The sequence below is a fragment of the Bacillus sp. FSL W7-1582 genome (assembly GCF_038593325.1).
Taxonomy (GTDB): domain Bacteria; phylum Bacillota; class Bacilli; order Bacillales; family Bacillaceae; genus Bacillus; species Bacillus altitudinis.
Map to the genome: position 1 here is coordinate 1,568,873 of NZ_CP151987.1, position 19,335 is coordinate 1,588,207.

21 protein-coding genes are annotated in these 19,335 nt (G+C 41.1%); all 21 read left to right on the forward strand.

What is annotated here, in order from left to right:
* Nucleotides 1–10: 10 nt before the first annotated feature.
* The 21 genes from ftsY (at nucleotide 11) to hslU (ending at nucleotide 19,334) form a co-directional block, all read left to right on the forward strand.
* Nucleotides 11–997, forward strand: a complete 987-nt coding sequence (gene ftsY / locus NSQ11_RS08020; RefSeq protein WP_342501331.1) for a signal recognition particle-docking protein FtsY — start codon at nucleotides 11–13, stop codon at nucleotides 995–997.
* Nucleotides 998–1,138: 141 nt separating this feature from the next.
* A complete protein-coding gene (locus NSQ11_RS08025) occupies nucleotides 1,139–1,471 on the forward strand; it encodes a putative DNA-binding protein (RefSeq protein ID WP_008344844.1) in 333 nt (110 codons plus the stop codon).
* A gap of 13 nt (nucleotides 1,472–1,484) precedes the next feature.
* The gene (gene ffh / locus NSQ11_RS08030) at nucleotides 1,485–2,828 is read left to right on the forward strand and encodes a signal recognition particle protein (RefSeq protein ID WP_008344842.1); all 1,344 of its coding nucleotides are present in this window, start codon (nucleotides 1,485–1,487) and stop codon (nucleotides 2,826–2,828) included.
* A gap of 105 nt (nucleotides 2,829–2,933) precedes the next feature.
* On the forward strand, nucleotides 2,934–3,206 hold the full coding sequence (gene rpsP / locus NSQ11_RS08035; protein ID WP_008344841.1) for a 30S ribosomal protein S16: 273 nt from the start codon (nucleotides 2,934–2,936) through the stop codon (nucleotides 3,204–3,206).
* A complete protein-coding gene (locus NSQ11_RS08040) occupies nucleotides 3,206–3,451 on the forward strand; it encodes a KH domain-containing protein (RefSeq protein ID WP_012009937.1) in 246 nt (81 codons plus the stop codon). Before rpsP ends, NSQ11_RS08040 begins: the two co-directional genes overlap by 1 nt.
* Before the next feature lie 103 nt (nucleotides 3,452–3,554).
* Nucleotides 3,555–3,941: a YlqD family protein gene (locus tag NSQ11_RS08045; protein WP_008344839.1), complete on the forward strand. Its 387-nt coding sequence runs from the start codon at nucleotides 3,555–3,557 to the stop codon at nucleotides 3,939–3,941.
* Nucleotides 3,942–3,949: 8 nt separating this feature from the next.
* Complete coding sequence (gene rimM / locus NSQ11_RS08050; protein WP_008344836.1) at nucleotides 3,950–4,474, forward strand: ribosome maturation factor RimM; 525 nt, start codon at nucleotides 3,950–3,952, stop codon at nucleotides 4,472–4,474.
* Entirely contained in the window at nucleotides 4,471–5,205 is a 735-nt protein-coding gene (gene trmD / locus NSQ11_RS08055) for a tRNA (guanosine(37)-N1)-methyltransferase TrmD (RefSeq protein WP_007499635.1), read from the forward strand. The genes rimM and trmD overlap by 4 nt, the downstream gene beginning before the upstream one ends.
* A gap of 137 nt (nucleotides 5,206–5,342) precedes the next feature.
* Entirely contained in the window at nucleotides 5,343–5,690 is a 348-nt protein-coding gene (gene rplS, locus NSQ11_RS08060; protein ID WP_008344834.1) for a 50S ribosomal protein L19, read from the forward strand.
* 90 nt (nucleotides 5,691–5,780) lie between these two features.
* Nucleotides 5,781–6,629: a ribosome biogenesis GTPase YlqF gene (gene ylqF / locus NSQ11_RS08065; RefSeq protein WP_007499632.1), complete on the forward strand. Its 849-nt coding sequence runs from the start codon at nucleotides 5,781–5,783 to the stop codon at nucleotides 6,627–6,629.
* A gap of 76 nt (nucleotides 6,630–6,705) precedes the next feature.
* Complete coding sequence (locus NSQ11_RS08070) at nucleotides 6,706–7,470, forward strand: ribonuclease HII (protein WP_144684420.1); 765 nt, start codon at nucleotides 6,706–6,708, stop codon at nucleotides 7,468–7,470.
* Nucleotides 7,471–7,498: 28 nt separating this feature from the next.
* Nucleotides 7,499–9,232, forward strand: coding sequence for a hypothetical protein (locus NSQ11_RS08075; protein ID WP_046526652.1), 1,734 nt, complete (start codon nucleotides 7,499–7,501; stop codon nucleotides 9,230–9,232).
* On the forward strand, nucleotides 9,229–9,504 hold the full coding sequence (locus NSQ11_RS08080; protein ID WP_008344827.1) for a FlhB-like flagellar biosynthesis protein: 276 nt from the start codon (nucleotides 9,229–9,231) through the stop codon (nucleotides 9,502–9,504). The genes NSQ11_RS08075 and NSQ11_RS08080 overlap by 4 nt, the downstream gene beginning before the upstream one ends.
* Nucleotides 9,505–9,680: 176 nt before the next feature.
* Nucleotides 9,681–10,841: an ADP-forming succinate--CoA ligase subunit beta gene (gene sucC, locus NSQ11_RS08085; protein ID WP_008344824.1), complete on the forward strand. Its 1,161-nt coding sequence runs from the start codon at nucleotides 9,681–9,683 to the stop codon at nucleotides 10,839–10,841.
* Between the two features lie 22 nt (nucleotides 10,842–10,863).
* A complete protein-coding gene (gene sucD / locus NSQ11_RS08090; protein WP_007499624.1) occupies nucleotides 10,864–11,766 on the forward strand; it encodes a succinate--CoA ligase subunit alpha in 903 nt (300 codons plus the stop codon).
* A gap of 63 nt (nucleotides 11,767–11,829) precedes the next feature.
* Complete coding sequence (gene dprA, locus NSQ11_RS08095) at nucleotides 11,830–12,732, forward strand: DNA-processing protein DprA (RefSeq protein ID WP_017367240.1); 903 nt, start codon at nucleotides 11,830–11,832, stop codon at nucleotides 12,730–12,732.
* A gap of 194 nt (nucleotides 12,733–12,926) precedes the next feature.
* Nucleotides 12,927–15,002: a type I DNA topoisomerase gene (topA, locus tag NSQ11_RS08100; protein ID WP_008344821.1), complete on the forward strand. Its 2,076-nt coding sequence runs from the start codon at nucleotides 12,927–12,929 to the stop codon at nucleotides 15,000–15,002.
* 70 nt (nucleotides 15,003–15,072) lie between these two features.
* Nucleotides 15,073–16,377 carry an FADH(2)-oxidizing methylenetetrahydrofolate--tRNA-(uracil(54)-C(5))-methyltransferase TrmFO gene (gene trmFO, locus NSQ11_RS08105; protein WP_007499618.1) on the forward strand — a complete coding sequence of 435 codons (1,305 nt, stop codon included), beginning with the start codon at nucleotides 15,073–15,075 and terminating at the stop codon, nucleotides 16,375–16,377.
* Between the two features lie 62 nt (nucleotides 16,378–16,439).
* Complete coding sequence (gene xerC, locus NSQ11_RS08110; RefSeq protein ID WP_007499616.1) at nucleotides 16,440–17,357, forward strand: tyrosine recombinase XerC; 918 nt, start codon at nucleotides 16,440–16,442, stop codon at nucleotides 17,355–17,357.
* A gap of 14 nt (nucleotides 17,358–17,371) precedes the next feature.
* The gene (gene hslV, locus NSQ11_RS08115; protein ID WP_007499614.1) at nucleotides 17,372–17,917 is read left to right on the forward strand and encodes an ATP-dependent protease subunit HslV; all 546 of its coding nucleotides are present in this window, start codon (nucleotides 17,372–17,374) and stop codon (nucleotides 17,915–17,917) included.
* A gap of 16 nt (nucleotides 17,918–17,933) precedes the next feature.
* A complete protein-coding gene (hslU, locus tag NSQ11_RS08120; protein WP_008344818.1) occupies nucleotides 17,934–19,334 on the forward strand; it encodes an HslU--HslV peptidase ATPase subunit in 1,401 nt (466 codons plus the stop codon).
* Nucleotide 19,335 lies beyond the last annotated feature (1 nt).

Genomic DNA, 19,335 nt, shown 5'->3' on the forward strand with positions numbered 1-19,335 from the left:
TTTTGAACCCATGAGCTTTTTTAAGAAATTAAAAGAAAAATTTACGCAGCAAACCGATTCAGTATCAGAAAAGTTTAAAGATGGACTTGAAAAAACGAGAAATTCGTTTCAGGGAAAAGTAAATGAACTCATTTCTCGCTATCGTAAAGTGGATGAAGACTTTTTTGAAGAACTAGAAGAAGTGTTAATCGGTGCTGATGTTGGTTTCACGACTGTGATGGAACTGATTGATGAGCTGAAAAAAGAAGTGAAATTAAGAAACATTCAAGACCCAAGTGAAGTACAAGCAGTCATCTCTGAAAAACTCGTGGAGATTTACAATAGCGGTGAGGAACAAATCTCTGAACTGAACATTGAAGACGGCCGTTTAAATATTATTTTATTTGTAGGCGTGAACGGTGTCGGTAAAACCACAACCATTGGTAAGCTGGCAAACAAGCTGAAAAGTGAAGGGAAATCCGTCATTTTAGCAGCAGGTGATACGTTCCGTGCGGGGGCGATTGAGCAGCTTGAAGTATGGGGCGAGCGCTCTGGTGTTCCTGTCGTTAAACAAACAGCAGGCTCTGACCCGGCAGCGGTCATCTATGATGCCGTTCAATCAGCTAAAGCCAAAAAAGCAGATGTCCTGATCTGTGATACAGCAGGCAGACTGCAAAATAAAGTCAACTTGATGAAAGAGCTGGAGAAGGTCAAGAGAGTCATTGAACGCGAAGTGCCCGATGCACCGCATGAAGTACTGCTTGCCCTTGATGCGACAACGGGTCAAAATGCGATGGCGCAAGCGAAGGAATTTTCTAAAGCAACAAACGTGACAGGTATCGCTTTAACAAAGCTTGACGGTACTGCAAAAGGCGGGATTGTTCTTGCCATTCGCAATGAGCTCAACATCCCTGTAAAACTTGTCGGATTAGGTGAAAAAGTAGACGATCTGCAAGAGTTCGATGCTGAATCGTATGTGTACGGATTATTCTCAGACATGATTGATCAAGAAGACTAATCAAAAAGCCGGCAAAACTGCCGGCATTTTTATTTATATATCGCCGCAGGAAGTGACAAGATAAAAACTTGACACATAGATTAGAACCGTGTAAACTTAGTTGTTGTAAAGGGAATGAACTTAACAAAGGGGAGAGAGCCCATGACGCTTGAAAAAACAACGAGAATGAACTACTTGTTTGATTTCTATCAATCGTTGTTGACCGCAAAACAAAAGAGCTACATGTCGCTTTACTACCTAGACGATTTTTCCCTCGGTGAAATTGCGGATGAATATGAAGTATCAAGACAGGCTGTTTATGATAATATTAAACGGACTGAAGCGATGCTTGAACAATATGAAGAAAAGCTGCTCTTGTTTAAGAAATTTAAAGAGCGTAAAGAACTTCTCACAAAAATGAGAGAGCTTGTAGCAGATTCCGCGCAAAAGGAAGAAGCAGAAGCTTTAATTGAATCGCTTGAGAAATTAGATTAGGAGGCGGCACAGTATGGCATTTGAAGGATTAGCCGACCGACTGCAGCAGACGATTTCAAAAATCCGCGGCAAAGGAAAAGTGTCAGAGCAAGATGTAAAAGAAATGATGCGCGAGGTACGCCTTGCCCTTCTTGAAGCTGACGTCAATTTTAAAGTAGTCAAAGACTTTGTGAAAAAAGTAAGCGAGCGGGCAGTTGGACAAGAGGTCATGCAAAGTCTTACCCCAGGACAACAGGTCATTAAAGTTGTGAAAGAAGAACTCACTGAATTAATGGGCGGGGAAGAGAGTAAAATCGCTGTAGCGAAAAAATCTCCAACTGTCATTATGATGGTTGGTCTTCAAGGGGCAGGTAAAACGACCACAACTGGAAAGCTTGCCAACTTACTTCGCAAAAAACATAATCGCAAGCCGATGATGGTGGCGGCTGATATTTACAGACCAGCAGCGATCCAGCAGCTTCAAACGCTTGGGAAACAGCTTGATATGCCCGTATTCTCATTAGGTGATCAAGTTAGTCCTGTCGAAATTGCCAAACAGGCAATTGAAAAAGCGAAAGAAGAACATCATGATTATGTCATTTTAGATACAGCAGGACGTCTTCATATTGATGAAGACTTAATGGATGAACTTCAGAAAGTAAAAGAAGTCGCAAATCCAGAAGAGATTTTCCTCGTTGTTGACTCGATGACTGGTCAAGATGCTGTCAATGTCGCAAAAAGCTTTAATGAACAGCTTGGTTTAACAGGTGTCGTTCTGACAAAACTAGACGGTGATACGCGAGGCGGGGCAGCACTTTCAATTCGTGCAGTCACAAATACGCCGATTAAATTCGCCGCACTAGGTGAAAAGCTTGATGCAATTGAACCATTCCATCCAGAGCGTATGGCATCGAGAATTCTTGGCATGGGAGATGTGCTCACGCTTATTGAAAAAGCACAAGCAAACGTTGACCAAGATAAAGCGAAAGAGCTTGAACAAAAAATGCGGACAATGAGCTTCACGCTCGATGATTTCCTCGAGCAGCTTGGGCAGGTTCGCAACATGGGTCCACTTGATGAACTGATCCAAATGATGCCGGGAGCCGGTAAAATGAAAGGGCTCAAAAACGTCCAAGTAGACGAAAAGCAGCTCAATCACATCGAAGCGATCATTAAATCAATGACGACCGAAGAAAAAGAACAGCCAGAGGTCATCAATGCAAGCCGCAGAAAACGGATTGCAAAAGGAAGCGGAACATCTGTACAGGAAGTCAATCGCCTTTTAAAACAATTTGACGAAATGAAAAAGATGATGAAGCAAATGACCAATATGTCCAAAGGAAAGAAAAAAGGCGGCTTTAAATTACCATTTATGTAATTGGTTATACATGATAAAACCGTTGTTAAGAAAAAACACTTTACAAACCCTTTTATCATTGTTAATATACTATCTTGTTGAAATATTTTCGGAGGTGCTAGTAAAATGGCAGTAAAAATTCGTTTAAAACGTATGGGAGCAAAAAAATCTCCTTTCTATCGTATTGTTGTAGCAGATTCTCGTTCACCACGTGACGGTCGTTTCATCGAAACAGTTGGAACTTACAACCCAGTGGTATCACCAGCTGAGGTGAAAATCAACGAAGAATTAGCGCTTAAATGGCTTCAAAATGGTGCGAAACCATCTGATACAGTTCGTAACCTTTTCTCAAGCCAAGGAATTCTTGAAAAATTTCATAATGCGAAAAACAGCAAATAATGAATGAGCTGTCCTTGGAAGAATTGATTGTGTCCATCGTCGAGCCACTTGTTGATTTCCCTGAAGATATTCACGTATCTTCATTAGAAAAAGATGAGCAGGTCATTTACACACTGTCTGTCAATGCTGAAGATACCGGAAAAGTGATCGGTAAGCAGGGACGTACAGCTAAAGCGATACGAACAGTCATGTTTGCAGCAAGTGCAGAGTCTTCTAAGAAAGTTCAACTTGAGATTGCTGACTAAAAAGGGAGAGGGCTTAGGACCTCCCCTTTTTTTACACGTTTAAATCTATTTTTCGTTATACTGTAGAGGACAAATGCCTTCGGATAGGGGGACAAAAAGGAAGATGCAGATCATTCAACATGTCACCGTCATGCAAGTATTAACTGAAAGCAGTAAGGACAAACTGTTAACGACTTTTTTGGAGAAAAAAGAAAGACTAGAACGTGAGTGCAATCAACTATATTTTCAACTAAAAAAGCATGAAAAAGAACCACATCAGCAAGAAGCCATCCCTCAATTTCAAAAAGCCATTGAAAAAAGACAAGAGAAAATGAGGCAAATTGATTTTCAAGTCGAGCAGCTTCATATCTTGCCTCTTGGCAGTGAAATGAAAGAAACAGAAGTGGATGCGCTGATTGAAGTAAAAATAGGTGATAAATGGGATGACAAAATGCAAGACAATGTCATCGTCGTGAAAGACGGCACCATTGTGGAAATACGTCAGGGGTGATTGAGAACATGGAGCTAGAATGGTTGAATGTCGGAAAGATCGTCAATACACATGGAGTGCGCGGAGAAGTACGTGTTGTGTCAAAGACTGATTTCCCAGAAGAACGCTACAAAAAAGGCAGCGTCCTTTATATTTTCAAACAAAATCAAAAAGAACCGCTAAAAGTGACTGTCGCATCACATAGACAGCACAAACAATTTGATTTACTGACATTTGAAGAAGTCGGCTCGTTAAATGAAGCTGAGCAATTAAAAGAGTCGATTTTAAAAGTAGAAAAAGAACATCTTGGTTCATTAGATGAAGGGGAATTCTATTTCCACGAAATCATCGGCTGTGAAGTATATGATGAAGAGGACAAACTGATTGGTCAAATCAAAGAAGTTTTAACGCCAGGGGCAAATGATGTATGGGTGGTTGGAAGAAAAGGCAAAAAAGATGCCCTCATCCCTTATATTCCATCTGTCGTCAAAACAGTTGATATTTCATCCAAGAAAGTACACATTGAAGTGATGGAAGGACTCATTGACGAATGAAAATTGACTTCTTAACACTGTTTCCTGAAATGTTTGAAGGGGTGCTTCACTCATCGATCTTAAAAAAAGCTCAGGAAAAAGATGCGGTCTCATTTGATGTCGTGAATTTTAGGGAGTATTCCGATCATAAACATAAAACAGTGGATGACTATCCGTATGGCGGCGGTGCTGGCATGGTTCTGAAAGCACAGCCTGTATTTGATGCGGTAGAAGATTTAACGAAAAAAGCAAACAAGAAGCCCCGCATTATTCTTGTCTGTCCTCAAGGAGAAAGATATACACAAAAGAAAGCAGAAGAGCTTGCAAAAGAAGAGCATCTTATGTTCATTTGCGGCCACTATGAAGGCTACGATGAGCGCATCAGGGAGCATCTTGTCACAGATGAAATCTCAATCGGAGATTTCGTTCTCACAGGCGGAGAGCTGCCGGCGATGATGATTGCAGACAGTGTGGTCAGGCTTTTGCCTCATGTGCTTGGAAAAGAAGCGTCTCATATCGAAGATTCATTTAGTACAGGTCTGCTTGAGCATCCGCACTATACAAGACCAGCTGATTATAAAGGATTGAAAGTACCAGATGTGCTTCTCTCTGGAAATCATGCCAAAATTGAAGAGTGGCGGCGTAAAGAATCGTTGAAGCGAACCTATACAAGACGGCCAGATTTGATCGATTCTTGCAAAACATTAACGGATGAAGAAAAAAGATGGCTTTGGCAGCTTCATAATGACTAGATTGTATTGCACAAGGTATACAGGTGTGGTATGATACTACTTGTGACTTGGACGGCTTGCCGATTCAAGTTTGAAAACGATGTTCCGCTGCAATGAAGAAAGAGGACATGAGCATCTGTTGGAAGGAGTTGAAAACGATGCAACAATTGATTGAAGAAATCACAAAAGAACAATTACGCACTGATCTTCCTGCGTTCCGTCCTGGTGACACTTTACGTGTACACGTGAAAGTTGTCGAGGGTACTCGTGAGCGTATCCAGATCTTTGAAGGTGTTGTAATTAAGCGTCGTGGTGGTGGAATCAGCGAAACTTTCACAGTTCGTAAGATCTCTTACGGTGTAGGCGTTGAGCGTACATTCCCTGTACACACACCAAAAATCGCTAAGATCGAAGTTGTACGTCACGGTAAGGTACGTCGTGCGAAACTTTACTACCTACGTGAACTTCGCGGTAAAGCGGCTCGTATCAAAGAAATCAGACGATAATGATATCAAAGGAAAGAGCTTGTTACCTGTAACAGGCTCTTTTTTTGTACAATGTATAGAGACAACCGTTAGAAGAGAGAAGGTGCACATATGACAATTCAATGGTTTCCAGGCCATATGGCAAAAGCAAGACGGGAAGTCACAGAAAAATTAAAGCTCATCGACATCGTATTTGAATTAACCGATGCAAGGATTCCGATGTCCTCTAGAAACCCAATGATTGAAGAAATCCTCCAAAACAAACCGAAAATTATGCTTTTGAACAAAGCAGATAAAGCAGATCCTCGTATGACAAAAGAGTGGCAGGCACACTTTGAAGCGCAAGGTGTACGGTCGCTTGCCATTAATTCTGTCGATGGACAAGGGTTAAATCAAATCATTACGACATCAAAAGAAATATTAAAAGAAAAGTTCGATCGAATGAAAGCAAAAGGTGTTAAGCCGCGTGCCATTCGAGCTTTGATTATCGGAATTCCCAATGTCGGCAAATCAACGCTGATCAATCGGTTGGCAAAGAAAAATATTGCGAAAACAGGAGATCGACCTGGTATTACGACGTCACAGCAATGGGTGAAGGTAGGAAAAGAACTTGAACTGCTCGATACCCCCGGAATTCTCTGGCCGAAATTTGAAGATGAACAAGTAGGTCTTAGGCTGGCCGTCACCGGAGCGATTAAAGACTCAATCATCAACTTGCAGGATGTCGCCGTTTATGCGCTACGCTTTTTAGAAGAGCACTATCCAGAGCGATTAAAAAAACGCTATGATCTAGCAGAAATACCTGAAGATACAGTTGAGCTGTTTGATGCCATTGGCACAAAACGCGGCTGTCTGATGAGTGGAGGATTCATTAATTACGACAAAACGACCGAAATCATCATTCGGGATATTCGAACGGAAAAATTTGGTCCCCTCACTTTTGAGAAGCCTGAAAGCTAAAAGACACGCAGCTCATGCGGGTCTTTATTTTTTGCGAAAAACTGCCGATATAAAGAAGGAGGCTGCGGAAAAGCCAATGTACACGGTCAAACAAATAAAAGCATTAATAGAACAACATGCTGACGACGAGTCATACATTCGTGAACTATTGAAAGACGATACAAGAAAAAGTGTCCAGAAGCTGATGGACAAATGGAACAAAGAGAGAGAAAAGCATCAAGAACTACATGCAGCATGGAAGCAAATGCTGCAATTTGAAACCAAAGCAAAAGCGCAAGGATACACTTATATTGCAGGCATAGATGAAGCAGGAAGAGGACCACTCGCTGGCCCAGTGGTTGCGGCAGCTGTGATATTAAAAGAAGATACCGTCCTACTCGGTTTAAATGATTCAAAACAGCTATCTGAGAAAAAAAGAATGACCTATTATGAGCTCATTCAAAAGGAAGCGCTCGACATCGGCATCGGCATTGTTGATGCGGCAACGATTGACGAAATCAATATATACGAAGCATCAAGACTGGCGATGGTGAGGGCTGTAAAGCAGCTCACTCACACACCTGATTATCTACTCATAGATGCGATGACGCTCCCGCTTCCTACTCAACAGGAGAATATCATCAAAGGAGATGCTAAAAGCGCATCCATCGCAGCTGGTGCATGTATTGCCAAAGTGACAAGGGACCAAATGATGGAAGAGTATGGACGCCAGTACCCTGAGTATCAATTTGAAAAACATAAAGGGTATGGAACGAAAGAGCACCTTGCTGCCATTCAAACACATGGCGCCACACCTATCCACCGGTTATCATTTGCACCAGTGAAATCTGTTATTTCATAAATATTTTGACACAAGGAGGCTGCCTGTGATGACAAGAGTTGAAGATATACATACTGCACTGAATAGTCGGCTGAATACGGCAGAATCTGTTCCGCTTAACACGGAAGGAAAGGAAAATATTCACCGGCTCATTCTCGGCAAAGTACTGAAAATGCTCGGGGATGATACAGCACTTGTTCAAATAGGTTCGACCAAAATCAAAGCGCAGCTAGCGGCTCAGCTCAAAGCCGATTCTTTCTACTGGTTCCAATTAGAACAAGAAGGTGGAGGCAGTCTGAGTAAATTAAGACCTGTTCAGCAATTTGACCAAGATCCTAAAACATTAAAGGATGCCGCAGCTAAACTACTAGAAGGTCTGTCGCTTAAAAATGGACTTGAACAAATGTTAACAGCTACAGCTTTTTTAAAAGAAAAACCGGTCATCAACGAAGCAGAGTTAAAAACGGCAGTAAAATGGATTGAACAACTTCAAGGTGCGGATATCAAAAAAGGTCTGCAAGCACTTCTTTTTGCTTTAAAGAAAGATTTGCCGATTCAACAAGGAGTGCTCCAATCAATATTAGCGATGAAATCCCCCTCTGCACTTCATCAGGATGTGACAGCACTGCTAGATCGATTAACACAGCTTCCGAAGCAATCAGAAGCCACACAGGCTCTTACACAGGCCGTTCGTACGGTTGTAAATGCTGAGACAACTGTTCATGCAGAAAAGCTCTTATCGGTGCTTCTAGGAGCAAAAGAAGGTCAAACGAAGCAAGGAGAAAGCTTGCAGCTGGTGCAGCCTCATGTCAATCCGGCTCAGCAAACAAAGCAGAGCCAGCCCGCCGCTATACAAGGGCGACAGGCGGATACAGTGAATCAGAACAGCGTGCAGCAATTATTAAGTCCAAAACAGCTCCCGCTTCAGCAAATAGAACGCATTCTGACGAGCATCACAAAGCAAGGTACAGACGGACAGCAGCAGCTTGATGTAAAACAACTCACATCACTGGTTCAAGCAGTCCAGCAGGCAGGGCCACAGGCTGACGCAAAGGCAGCCGTGCTTCAAAGGGAATTTCCGTTTCTTTCAAAAACAGAGGCGAACGCATTGGCAAAGGTCATTCAGCAGACTGAACCAGCATTAAGCAATAAAACCGATGTACTCGATTTACTGATGACGATGAAAAAAGCGATAGGTGTACGAGATGAAATTGGGGTGCTAAAATTACTGGAAAAGGGCAGCCAAGATGTCAAAAGCCAAGAGCTTCACCAATTAAAGATGGTTTTAAATGATGCAAGGCAAGCTGATGTTCCCGAGCCCGTAAAAAAAGAAGTGGATCAATTATTCCATAGATTAAATGGGCAGTTACTAGTGCATCAGGAAAACCAAACAGTTAGTCAAATGATGGTTTCTTACCCGCTTTTCTCAAAACATAGTGTTCAAGATTTAACCTTTATTCTAAAAGGGCATAAGAAAAAAGATGGCTCTATCGATATTTCTCAGTGCCGTTTAATGTTTTATTTAAACATGGAAAACTTAGAAGAAACGTTAATAGACTGTACGATTCAGCAAAAAGTGATGTCAATTACAGTCGAGACGGCTCACGAACTGCAAGGGACCATTAATCCAATGATTCCAGCTGTTCGAGAGAATTTAAATGCCCTAGGGTATAGTTTGACGGGGATTACAGCGAAAAAGAGAGAAGAGCCAATTGATCCGTCTGACTTTCTAGATGAACACTTTCATAAAATCAGCGAGAAAGGGCTGGACTTACGAGTATGAAAGATTCAAAACCGCTTAGAAGAGCGGTCGCTCTACACTATGATGAAGAAAAACAAAAAGCGCCAAAAGTCGTTGCAACAGGCAGTGGCTATGTGGCTGATCATATTATTGAAGAAGCTCAAAAAGCTGGAGTCCCTATTCAAGAAGACCGTAATTTAGTAGAACTGATGCGCCACTTAACGCTCGATGAGGAAATCCCAGAAGCGTTATACGATACTGTAGCAGAAATATTTTCATTTATCTATCGATTGGATCAAAAAATGAAAAAATAAGGTAAAATAAGTGTTTTGACTGAAAAATTTATATTTTTAATAAAATAAAAGTTTGAATGTTTAGAAGGATTTTACGATTTTACATAGAACCCTAGACATTCTCTTTTTTATTCTTTAAAATGAAAGCGCAGTCTATTTTATAATTTTTGTTTCTACATATGTTGGGAGGATGGGAAATGAATATCCATGAGTACCAAGGAAAAGAAATCCTAAGAAAATATGGGGTTTCAGTTCCAAATGGTAAAGTAGCATTTACACCTGATGAAGCAGTGAAAGCATCAGAAGAGCTTGGAAGCTCTGTATATGTCGTAAAAGCACAGATTCATGCAGGCGGCCGTGGTAAAGCAGGTGGGGTAAAAATTGCAAAAACAAAAGATGAAGTGAAAGGGTTTGCAGAGGAATTGCTCGGCAAGACACTTGTCACACATCAAACAGGGCCTGAAGGGCGCGAAATAAAACGCTTACTTATTGAAGAAGGCTGCGATATTCAAAAAGAGTACTATGTAGGACTCGTTTTGGATAGAGCGACATCAAGAATTGTTTTGATGGCTTCTGAAGAAGGCGGTACTGAAATTGAAGAAGTAGCAGAAAAAACGCCAGAAAAAATCGTGAAAGTGGTCATCGACCCAGCGATTGGTCTCCAAGCCTATCAGGCGAGAGAAGTTGCGTTTAAAATTAATATTCCAACAAAATTAGTTGGTCAAGCTGTTAAGTTTATGACAAGCCTTTACAATGCGTTTATTGAAAAGGATTGTTCAATTGCCGAGATAAATCCTCTTGTTGTAACAGGTGATGGAAAAGTCATGGCACTTGATGCAAAATTAAACTTTGATAGCAATGCCTTATATAGACAAAAAGATATATTAGAATACCGTGACCTTGATGAAGAAGATCCAAAGGAGATTGAAGCATCTAAATATGACCTAAGCTACATTTCACTAGATGGGAATATTGGCTGTATGGTGAATGGAGCAGGCCTTGCGATGTCTACAATGGATATCATCAAGCATTACGGCGGGGACCCTGCAAACTTCCTTGATGTTGGCGGCGGTGCAACTGCTGAAAAAGTAACGGAAGCATTTAAAATCATCTTATCTGATCAAAATGTCAAAGGGATTTTCGTGAACATTTTTGGCGGCATCATGAAATGTGATGTCATTGCAGAAGGTGTTGTTGAAGCGACGAAACAAGTCGGCTTAACATTACCACTCGTTGTACGTCTTGAAGGAACAAACGTTGAATTAGGGAAGAAAATCCTGAGTGATTCAGGCTTAAATATCACTTCTGCTGAGTCTATGGCTGACGGGGCAGAAAAGATTGTATCTTTAGTCAAGTAGAGCAGAAAGGCAGGGAACCTAAATGAGTGTATTTATTAATAAAAATACGAGAGTAATTGTTCAGGGGATTACCGGTTCAACCGCATTATTCCATACAAAACAAATGATTGAGTATGGAACAAATATCGTTGGCGGTGTCACACCTGGAAAAGGTGGAACTGAAGTAGAGGGAGTTCCTGTATTTAATACTGTATCTGAAGCAGTACAGACAACTGGAGCAAATGCTTCTGTTATCTATGTACCAGCACCATTTGCAGCAGACGCCATTTTAGAGGCTGTTGATGCAGAAGTGGATCTAGTGATTTGTATCACAGAACACATTCCAGTTCTGGATATGGTTAAAGTGAAACGCTATATGGAAGGTAAGAAGACAAGACTTGTTGGACCGAACTGTCCTGGTGTGATTACACCTGAAGAATGTAAAATTGGCATCATGCCTGGCTACATTCATAAAAAAGGTCATGTTGGTGTTGTGTCTCGTTCTGGAACGCTTACATATGAAGCGGTACATCAGCTTTCAGAGGCTGGTGTTGGTCAATCAACAGCTGTAGGAATTGGCGGCGACCCTGTCAATGGTACGAACTTTATTGATGTATTAAAAGCCTTCAATGAAGATCCTGAAACGCATGCTGTGATCATGATTGGTGAAATCGGTGGTACTGCTGAAGAAGAAGCAGCTGAATGGGTAAAAGCAAATATGACCAAGCCGGTTGTTGGCTTTATTGGCGGTAAAACAGCGCCTCCAGGAAAACGTATGGGACATGCTGGTGCCATTATTTCTGGTGGTAAAGGAACTGCTGATGAAAAAGTAAAAACAATGCGTGAATGTGGAATTGAAGTGGCAGAGACACCATCAGTCATGGGAGAAACCTTAATTAAAGTGTTAAAAGAGAAGAATCTCTTCGAAGCTTGTAAAACGCATTAATGACACAAGAAGACTTGTTCTTTGACAAGTCTTCTTCTTTCTATCTTAAACTGGAGGAATGGTATGTACAACGTGTCCGAAAGAATGATTTTTCACCGCTTAAAAGGCCTCATCTCACCCTCTTTGTTAACAAAATGGTGGAAAGTCGATCCTGAGCTATATATAAATGAAGAAACACATCATTTCAAACAGGATCGATCATTACAAAAGATCGACTTTACCCGCTTACAACAAGCTGAAGAAAATGAATTCCCCATTTTTCAACACATCGTTCAAGCCTATTTAAAGCAAAATATTCACATGATTCCCATCACATCACCTTTATATCCCAGCTCACTAAAACACATTTATGATCCTCCCCCAGTATTATTCCTAAAAGGAAACGTTACCTATTTAAATGAAGAAAAAAGTTTAGGTGTAGTAGGTACACGAGTGCCATCCTCTTATGGAGAAGCGTGCGTGAAGAAAATTGTTGGAGAACTTGTAGAGGAAGATTGGATGATTGTGAGCGGTTTAGCAAAAGGAATTGATGGACTTGCACACAAAGAGTGCATAAGAAAAAAAGGAAAAACGATTGGTGTTGTAGCTGGCGGCTTTCAACATGTATATCCAAAAGAACATGTGCAAATGGCTCAATATATGGGAGAACATCATTTACTGTTGTCAGAGCACCCGCCTTATATCAAACCAGAAAAATGGCATTTTCCAATGAGAAACCGATTAATTAGTGCCCTGACAAGAGGAACCATCGTGGTCCAGTGCAAAGAAAAGAGCGGTTCGCTTATTACAGCCTACCAGGCATTAGAGCAAGGAAAAGAAGTGTTTGCTGTTGCAGGATCGATCTTTGATTCTAATTCTATAGGTCCAGCTAGATTGATTCAGCAAGGTGCCAAGCTTGTTCATTCAACGAAGGATATTTTAGAGGAATTCTCCTTGAGCGGTGTTCAATATACTGAACTCACATAAAAATATCGTTTGACAAAAGACATCGGAATATTTAATAATAGTGAGGATTTAAGTTTACACTTTGTTTTTCGTGTTTATAATGATGTTCATCATAAAGAATTTTTAACGATTGCCTGTTAAATAGGTGCAATTAACATAAATATAAATTTGTGAAATGGATAAAGAGAGAACACCTCTTAAGGGGGATTTTGAGTATGGCTGATTATTTAGTCATCGTTGAGTCGCCAGCAAAGGCGAAAACGATTGAGCGTTATTTAGGAAAAAAGTATAAAGTAAAGGCTTCAATGGGGCATGTAAGGGATTTACCGAAAAGTCAGCTTGGTGTTGACACTGAGCATGACTTCGAACCGAGATATATTACGATTCGAGGAAAAGGTCCAGTCTTAAAAGAATTAAAAACAGCAGCGAAAAAAGCAAAAAAAGTATATCTCGCAGCTGACCCCGACAGAGAGGGAGAAGCGATTGCTTGGCATTTAGCCCACAGCCTTGACCTTGACCTCTCTTCAGATTGCCGGGTTGTCTTTAACGAGATTACAAAAGATGCAATTAAAGATTCCTTTAAACATCCACGTATGATCGATATGGACTTGGTTGATGCGCAGCAGGCAAGACGAATCTTAGATCGTCTCGTTGGATATAAAATCAGCCCAATTTTATGGAAGAAAGTCAAAAAGGGCTTAAGCGCCGGTCGTGTTCAATCAGTTGCACTCCGCCTGATTATTGACCGCGAGAATGAAATTAATGAATTCAAACCAGAAGAATACTGGACAATTGATGGTACCTTCCTAAAAGGGAAAGAAAGCTTTGAAGCGAGTTTCTTTGGCGTAAATGGCAAAAAACATCCGCTAAAAACAAAAGAAGATGTAAAAGAAATCCTTTCGAAATTAAAAGGAAGCAAATTTTCTGTTGAAAAAGTGACGAAAAAAGAACGTAAACGCAACCCAGCTGTTCCGTTTACAACATCTACCTTACAACAAGAGGCAGCGAGAAAACTAAACTTCCGTGCGAAGAAAACGATGATGATTGCACAGCAATTATATGAAGGGATTGATCTTGGTAAAGAAGGTACAGTAGGTCTCATTACATATATGAGAACGGACTCAACACGTATTTCCAATACGGCAATTGAAGAAGTATCTGCTTTCATTGATCAAACGTATGGCAAGAATTTCTTGAATACAACAAAACGAACTGCCAAAAAGAACGAAAATGCACAGGATGCTCACGAAGCCATCCGTCCGACTTCTACGCTAAGAAAACCAGCAGATGTCAAACATGTGCTAAGTAGAGATCAGCTTCGTCTTTATAAATTGATTTGGGAACGTTTTGTGGCAAGCCAAATGGCACCAGCTGTTCTTGATACAATGAGTGTGGATCTTGAAAATAACGGGCTTACTTTCCGTGCAAATGGAAGTAAGGTGAAATTCCCTGGATTTATGAAAGTATATGTTGAAGGGAAGGACGACCAGTTAGAAGAAAAGGACAAAATGCTTCCTGATCTGAAAGAGGGAGACACCGTTCTTTCAAAAGATATTGAACCAGAGCAGCACTTCACGCAGCCGCCTCCACGTTACACTGAGGCAAGACTTGTCAAAACCCTTGAAGAGCTAGGTATTGGCCGCCCATCTACGTATGCACCAACATTAGATACCATTCAAAAGCGTGGCTACGTGGCACTTGATAACAAACGGTTTATTCCAACAGAGCTTGGAGAGATTGTGCTCAACTTAATTATTGAATTCTTCCCTGAAATCATTAACGTAGAATTTACTGCGAAAATGGAAAAAGAACTTGATAGCGTTGAAGAAGGTACGATTGAATGGGTACGCATTATCGACAGTTTCTATCAAGATTTTGCAAAACGGGTAGAAAAAGCAGAAGCAGAGATGCAGGAAGTTGAGATCGAGCCTGAATACGCCGGAGTTGATTGCGAAGAGTGTGGTCATCCAATGGTGTACAAAATGGGGAGATACGGTAAGTTCATGGCATGCTCTAATTTCCCTGACTGCCGTAACACAAAACCAATTGTCAAAGATATTGGTGTCAAATGCCCGACTTGTCACGAAGGAAATATCGTTGAACGGAAATCTAAGAAGCGCCGCATTTTTTACGGTTGCGATCGTTTTCCAGAGTGTGAATTCGTTTCTTGGGACAAACCAATTGAAAGAAAGTGTCCAAAATGCGAAAATATGCTTGTAGAGAAAAAGCTGAAAAAAGGCATTCAAGTTCAATGTGTGAACTGTGATTATAAAGAGGAACAACAAAAATAGCGGTGAGCAGCCTTGTTCACCTGCTTTTTTATGTCATCAAATAGAACTTACGAAATAGGAGAGTTGTACAATGAGTCAATTTGTAAATGTGATCGGAGCAGGTTTAGCAGGAAGTGAAGCGGCATGGCAAATTGCCAAGCGCGGAATTAAAGTCCATCTGTATGAAATGAGACCTGTCAAACAAACACCAGCTCACCACACAGATAAATTTGCGGAGCTCGTATGCAGTAACTCATTGCGTGCGAATGCTTTAACGAACGCAGTCGGTGTTTTAAAGGAAGAAATGCGTCATTTAGATTCAGCAATCATCGCAGCAGCAGATGAAAGCTCGGTTCCTGCTGGTGGAGCGCTTGCAGTAGATCGTCATGAATTTGCAGCTAACGTCACAGACCGCGTGAAAAATCACCCGAATGTGACGGTCTTTCAAGAAGAAGTGCAAAGCATTCCAGAAGGTCCGACGATTATCGCAACGGGTCCTCTTACATCAGAAGCACTTTCAAAAGAATTAAAATCTTTAACAGGTGAAGAGTATTTATATTTCTACGATGCAGCAGCGCCTATCCTCGAGAAAGACAGCATCGATATGGATAAAGTGTACTTGAAATCACGTTATGATAAAGGGGAAGCGGCTTATTTAAACTGTCCGATGACAGAAGAAGAATTCGATCGTTTTTATGAGGCGCTTATTTCTGCTGAAACTGTGCCGTTAAAAGAGTTCGAAAAAGAAATCTTCTTCGAAGGCTGTATGCCCATTGAAGTCATGGCCAAAAGAGGGAAAAAAACCATGCTCTTTGGCCCGATGAAACCAGTTGGACTTGAAGATCCAAAAACAGGAAAAAGACCTTACGCTGTTGTTCAATTAAGACAGGATGATGCAGCAGGTACTTTATATAATATTGTTGGTTTCCAAACACATCTAAAATGGGGCGATCAAAAGGAAGTATTCCGTTTGATCCCAGGTCTTGAAGAGGCTGAGATTGTTCGCTATGGTGTGATGCATCGTAATACATTTATTAACTCGCCAAGCCTTCTAAAACCGACGTATCAATTTAAAAATAGAGACGACTTATTCTTTGCCGGACAAATGACTGGTGTTGAAGGATATGTTGAGTCCGCGGCTTCAGGATTAGTGGCTGGAATCAATGCAGCTCGTTTTGTTAAAGGAGAAGAGCTTGTGACACTTCCAGAAGAAACAGCGATTGGTAGTATGGCTTACTACATCACATCAACAAACAAGAAAAGCTTCCAGCCGATGAATGCAAACTTTGGCTTGCTGAAAGATCTTGGCGTTCGAATTAAAAACAAACAAGAGCGCTATGCAGAGTACGCTAAACGCGCAATCGAAACTATTCAAACTATTTCGAAATCTCTGTAGTAAAACATTGCACGGAAAGCAAGATATGTGATACCATTTAAAAGCCTTAAAGAGGTGTAAAAATGACAGATAAACAGCGTCTTGTCCACTTATTCATTGAATATTTGCAGATTGAAAAGAACTATTCGGCTTTAACGATCTCAGGATATACTGAGGCGATTGAAGAGTTTGTCAGATTTATGAACATTCAAGGAATAGACGGTTTTGAAGAGGTATCCTATCAAGATACGAGAATTTATTTAACAGAAGCTTATGAAAAAGGCCTTACAAGAAGAACGATTAGTAAGAAAGTCTCTGCACTTCGCAGCTTTTATAAATTTTTATTAAGAGAACAGCTTGTGAAAGAAAATCCTTTTTTACTCGTTAGCTTACCAAAGCAGGATAAGCGAATTCCTTCATTTTTGTATGAAGAGGAACTAAAAGAGCTATTTACAGTTTCTGATGTAAATACACCGCTTGGTCAAAGAAATCAAGCCATTTTAGAACTACTTTATGCAACAGGTATGAGGGTCAGTGAGTTATGTTCATTAAAAGAATCTGATCTTGATTTATCGATGGATACAGTGCTTGTACATGGGAAAGGCAGCAAACAGCGGTATGTACCTTTCGGATCTTATGCACATGAAGCGCTCTCCACATATTTAGAGGATGGAAGGCAGAAGCTGAAAGTGAAGGGAAAGGATCGTGCTGATTCACATGTGTTTTTGAATCAGCGCGGAGCTCCTCTTACAGATAGAGGCGTTCGATTCATTCTAACTGAATTAATGAAAAAGGCGTCTGGCACATTACATATCCATCCACACATGTTAAGGCACACCTTTGCTACGCATCTTTTAAACGAGGGAGCGGATTTAAGAAGTGTTCAAGAACTTCTCGGTCACTCAAATTTATCATCAACACAGGTGTACACGCATGTATCAAAAGATTCTTTAAGAAAAACGTACATGTCTCATCACCCAAGGGCTTTTAAACGATCCTAAAAGGAGGTTTTTTCATGTCATCATTTCATGCAACCACAATCTTTGCCGTTCAACATAAAGGAAAAAGTGCGATGGCTGGAGACGGTCAAGTCACTTTTGGGCAGGCTGTCGTCATGAAACACACAGCAAAAAAAGTGCGCCGTCTTTTCGGAGGCAAAGTACTCGCAGGTTTTGCTGGTTCAGTTGCAGATGCATTTACACTCTTTGAGAAGTTTGAAACGAAGCTTGAAGAATACGGTGGTAACCTAAAACGAGCAGCTGTAGAACTGGCGAAAGAATGGCGGAGTGACAAGATGCTCAGACAGCTTGAGGCCATGCTGATCGTCATGAATAAAGAAAGCATCCTGCTCGTATCTGGAACAGGAGAGGTCATCGAGCCAGACGATGGCATTTTGGCTATCGGGTCAGGCGGCAACTACGCGCTTAGCGCCGGGAGAGCACTCAAAAAACATGCAGGTGACCATCTCTCAGCTCGAGAGATTGCAAAGGCGGCTCTTGAAACGGCCGGAGAAATCTGTGTCTACACGAACGATCAAATCACTTTAGAAGAGCTTGAATAGAAAGGACATGAGACGTATGGAGAAAAAGCCGTTCACCCCAAGAGAGATAGTTGAAAAGCTCGATCAGTACATTATTGGTCAGCTTGATGCGAAAAAAGCAGTGGCGGTGGCTTTAAGAAACCGTTACAGAAGAAGTCTTTTACATGATAAGCTAAAGGATGAAGTCGTTCCTAAAAACATCTTAATGATTGGTCCGACAGGTGTGGGGAAAACAGAAATTGCCCGCAGAATTGCAAGGATTTCTGGTGCACCTTTCATTAAAGTGGAAGCGACGAAGTTTACTGAAGTTGGATATGTCGGACGTGACGTAGAATCAATGGTCAGAGATTTAGTGGAAACAGCAATCAGACTAGTCAAAGAAGAAAAAATGAAGGATGTTCAAGAAGAAGCGGAAAAACAAGCAAACAAACGGCTTGTTCATCTACTTGTTCCTGGAAAGAAAAAAAGTCAGTCTGTGAAAAATCCTTTTGAGATGCTGTTTGGTGGTTCTGATGCTGATGAAAGTGATCGAGATCACTCAAGTGAAGAAGTAGAGCTTGAGTCGACGAGAAAACGCATTGCGCACCAGCTGGCGATGGGTGAACTTGAAGACCATTACGTCACGATTGAAGTTGAAGAGCAGCAGCCTTCCATGTTTGATATGCTTCAAGGCTCGGGTATGGAGCAAATGGGTATGAACATGCAGGATGCGCTTAGCAATCTCATGCCTAAAAAGAAAAAACGCAGAAAGCTGACCGTCAGAGAAGCGAGAAAAGCGTTAACTGCTGAGGAAGCTTCAAAACTGATTGATATGGATGAAGTCGGTCAGGAAGCCGTGCAAAAAGCAGAGCAGCAAGGAATCATCTTTATCGATGAAATCGATAAAATTGCCAAAAGCGGTGGTGCATCGTCTGCAGATGTTTCTCGTGAAGGGGTTCAACGTGATATTTTACCGATTGTAGAAGGTTCCACTGTGATGACGAAGTATGGGGCTGTGAAAACAGATCATGTTCTATTTGTAGCAGCAGGCGCTTTTCATATGGCGAAACCATCGGATTTGATTCCAGAGCTTCAAGGGCGCTTCCCAATCCGTGTAGAATTAGATAAATTAAGTATAGAAGACTTTGTGAAAATCTTAACGGAACCAGATAACGCGTTATTAAAGCAATATAAGGCTTTACTTGAAACAGAAGGTATATCTCTTGAATTTTCTGACGATGCTATTCATAAGATTGCCGAAGTGGCTTATCACGTCAATCAGGAGACGGATAACATCGGTGCAAGAAGGCTTCACACCATACTTGAGAAGCTGCTAGAAGAGCTCTCATTTGAGGCGCCTGATATTACAATGGAAACAGTGACTATTACCCCTCAGTATGTAGAAGAGAAGCTAGGAAAGATTGCAAATAACAAAGACTTAAGTCAATTTATACTTTAAC

What these genes read in the sequence shown, in the direction of transcription:
- NSQ11_RS08070 (WP_144684420.1), top strand. Translation starts at nt 6,706, where the DNA reads ATGTACACGGTCAAACAAATAAAAGCATTAATAGAACAACATGCTGAC.
- trmFO (WP_007499618.1), top strand. Translation starts at nt 15,073, where the DNA reads ATGAGTCAATTTGTAAATGTGATCGGAGCAGGTTTAGCAGGAAGTGAA.
- sucD (WP_007499624.1), top strand. Translation starts at nt 10,864, where the DNA reads ATGAGTGTATTTATTAATAAAAATACGAGAGTAATTGTTCAGGGGATT.
- NSQ11_RS08040 (WP_012009937.1), top strand. Translation starts at nt 3,206, where the DNA reads ATGAATGAGCTGTCCTTGGAAGAATTGATTGTGTCCATCGTCGAGCCA.
- NSQ11_RS08045 (WP_008344839.1), top strand. Translation starts at nt 3,555, where the DNA reads ATGCAGATCATTCAACATGTCACCGTCATGCAAGTATTAACTGAAAGC.
- NSQ11_RS08025 (WP_008344844.1), top strand. Translation starts at nt 1,139, where the DNA reads ATGACGCTTGAAAAAACAACGAGAATGAACTACTTGTTTGATTTCTAT.
- NSQ11_RS08075 (WP_046526652.1), top strand. Translation starts at nt 7,499, where the DNA reads ATGACAAGAGTTGAAGATATACATACTGCACTGAATAGTCGGCTGAAT.
- ffh (WP_008344842.1), top strand. Translation starts at nt 1,485, where the DNA reads ATGGCATTTGAAGGATTAGCCGACCGACTGCAGCAGACGATTTCAAAA.
- hslU (WP_008344818.1), top strand. Translation starts at nt 17,934, where the DNA reads ATGGAGAAAAAGCCGTTCACCCCAAGAGAGATAGTTGAAAAGCTCGAT.
- ylqF (WP_007499632.1), top strand. Translation starts at nt 5,781, where the DNA reads ATGACAATTCAATGGTTTCCAGGCCATATGGCAAAAGCAAGACGGGAA.
- rpsP (WP_008344841.1), top strand. Translation starts at nt 2,934, where the DNA reads ATGGCAGTAAAAATTCGTTTAAAACGTATGGGAGCAAAAAAATCTCCT.
- topA (WP_008344821.1), top strand. Translation starts at nt 12,927, where the DNA reads ATGGCTGATTATTTAGTCATCGTTGAGTCGCCAGCAAAGGCGAAAACG.
- hslV (WP_007499614.1), top strand. Translation starts at nt 17,372, where the DNA reads ATGTCATCATTTCATGCAACCACAATCTTTGCCGTTCAACATAAAGGA.
- NSQ11_RS08080 (WP_008344827.1), top strand. Translation starts at nt 9,229, where the DNA reads ATGAAAGATTCAAAACCGCTTAGAAGAGCGGTCGCTCTACACTATGAT.
- dprA (WP_017367240.1), top strand. Translation starts at nt 11,830, where the DNA reads ATGTACAACGTGTCCGAAAGAATGATTTTTCACCGCTTAAAAGGCCTC.
- sucC (WP_008344824.1), top strand. Translation starts at nt 9,681, where the DNA reads ATGAATATCCATGAGTACCAAGGAAAAGAAATCCTAAGAAAATATGGG.
- trmD (WP_007499635.1), top strand. Translation starts at nt 4,471, where the DNA reads ATGAAAATTGACTTCTTAACACTGTTTCCTGAAATGTTTGAAGGGGTG.
- rimM (WP_008344836.1), top strand. Translation starts at nt 3,950, where the DNA reads ATGGAGCTAGAATGGTTGAATGTCGGAAAGATCGTCAATACACATGGA.
- xerC (WP_007499616.1), top strand. Translation starts at nt 16,440, where the DNA reads ATGACAGATAAACAGCGTCTTGTCCACTTATTCATTGAATATTTGCAG.
- rplS (WP_008344834.1), top strand. Translation starts at nt 5,343, where the DNA reads ATGCAACAATTGATTGAAGAAATCACAAAAGAACAATTACGCACTGAT.
- ftsY (WP_342501331.1), top strand. Translation starts at nt 11, where the DNA reads ATGAGCTTTTTTAAGAAATTAAAAGAAAAATTTACGCAGCAAACCGAT.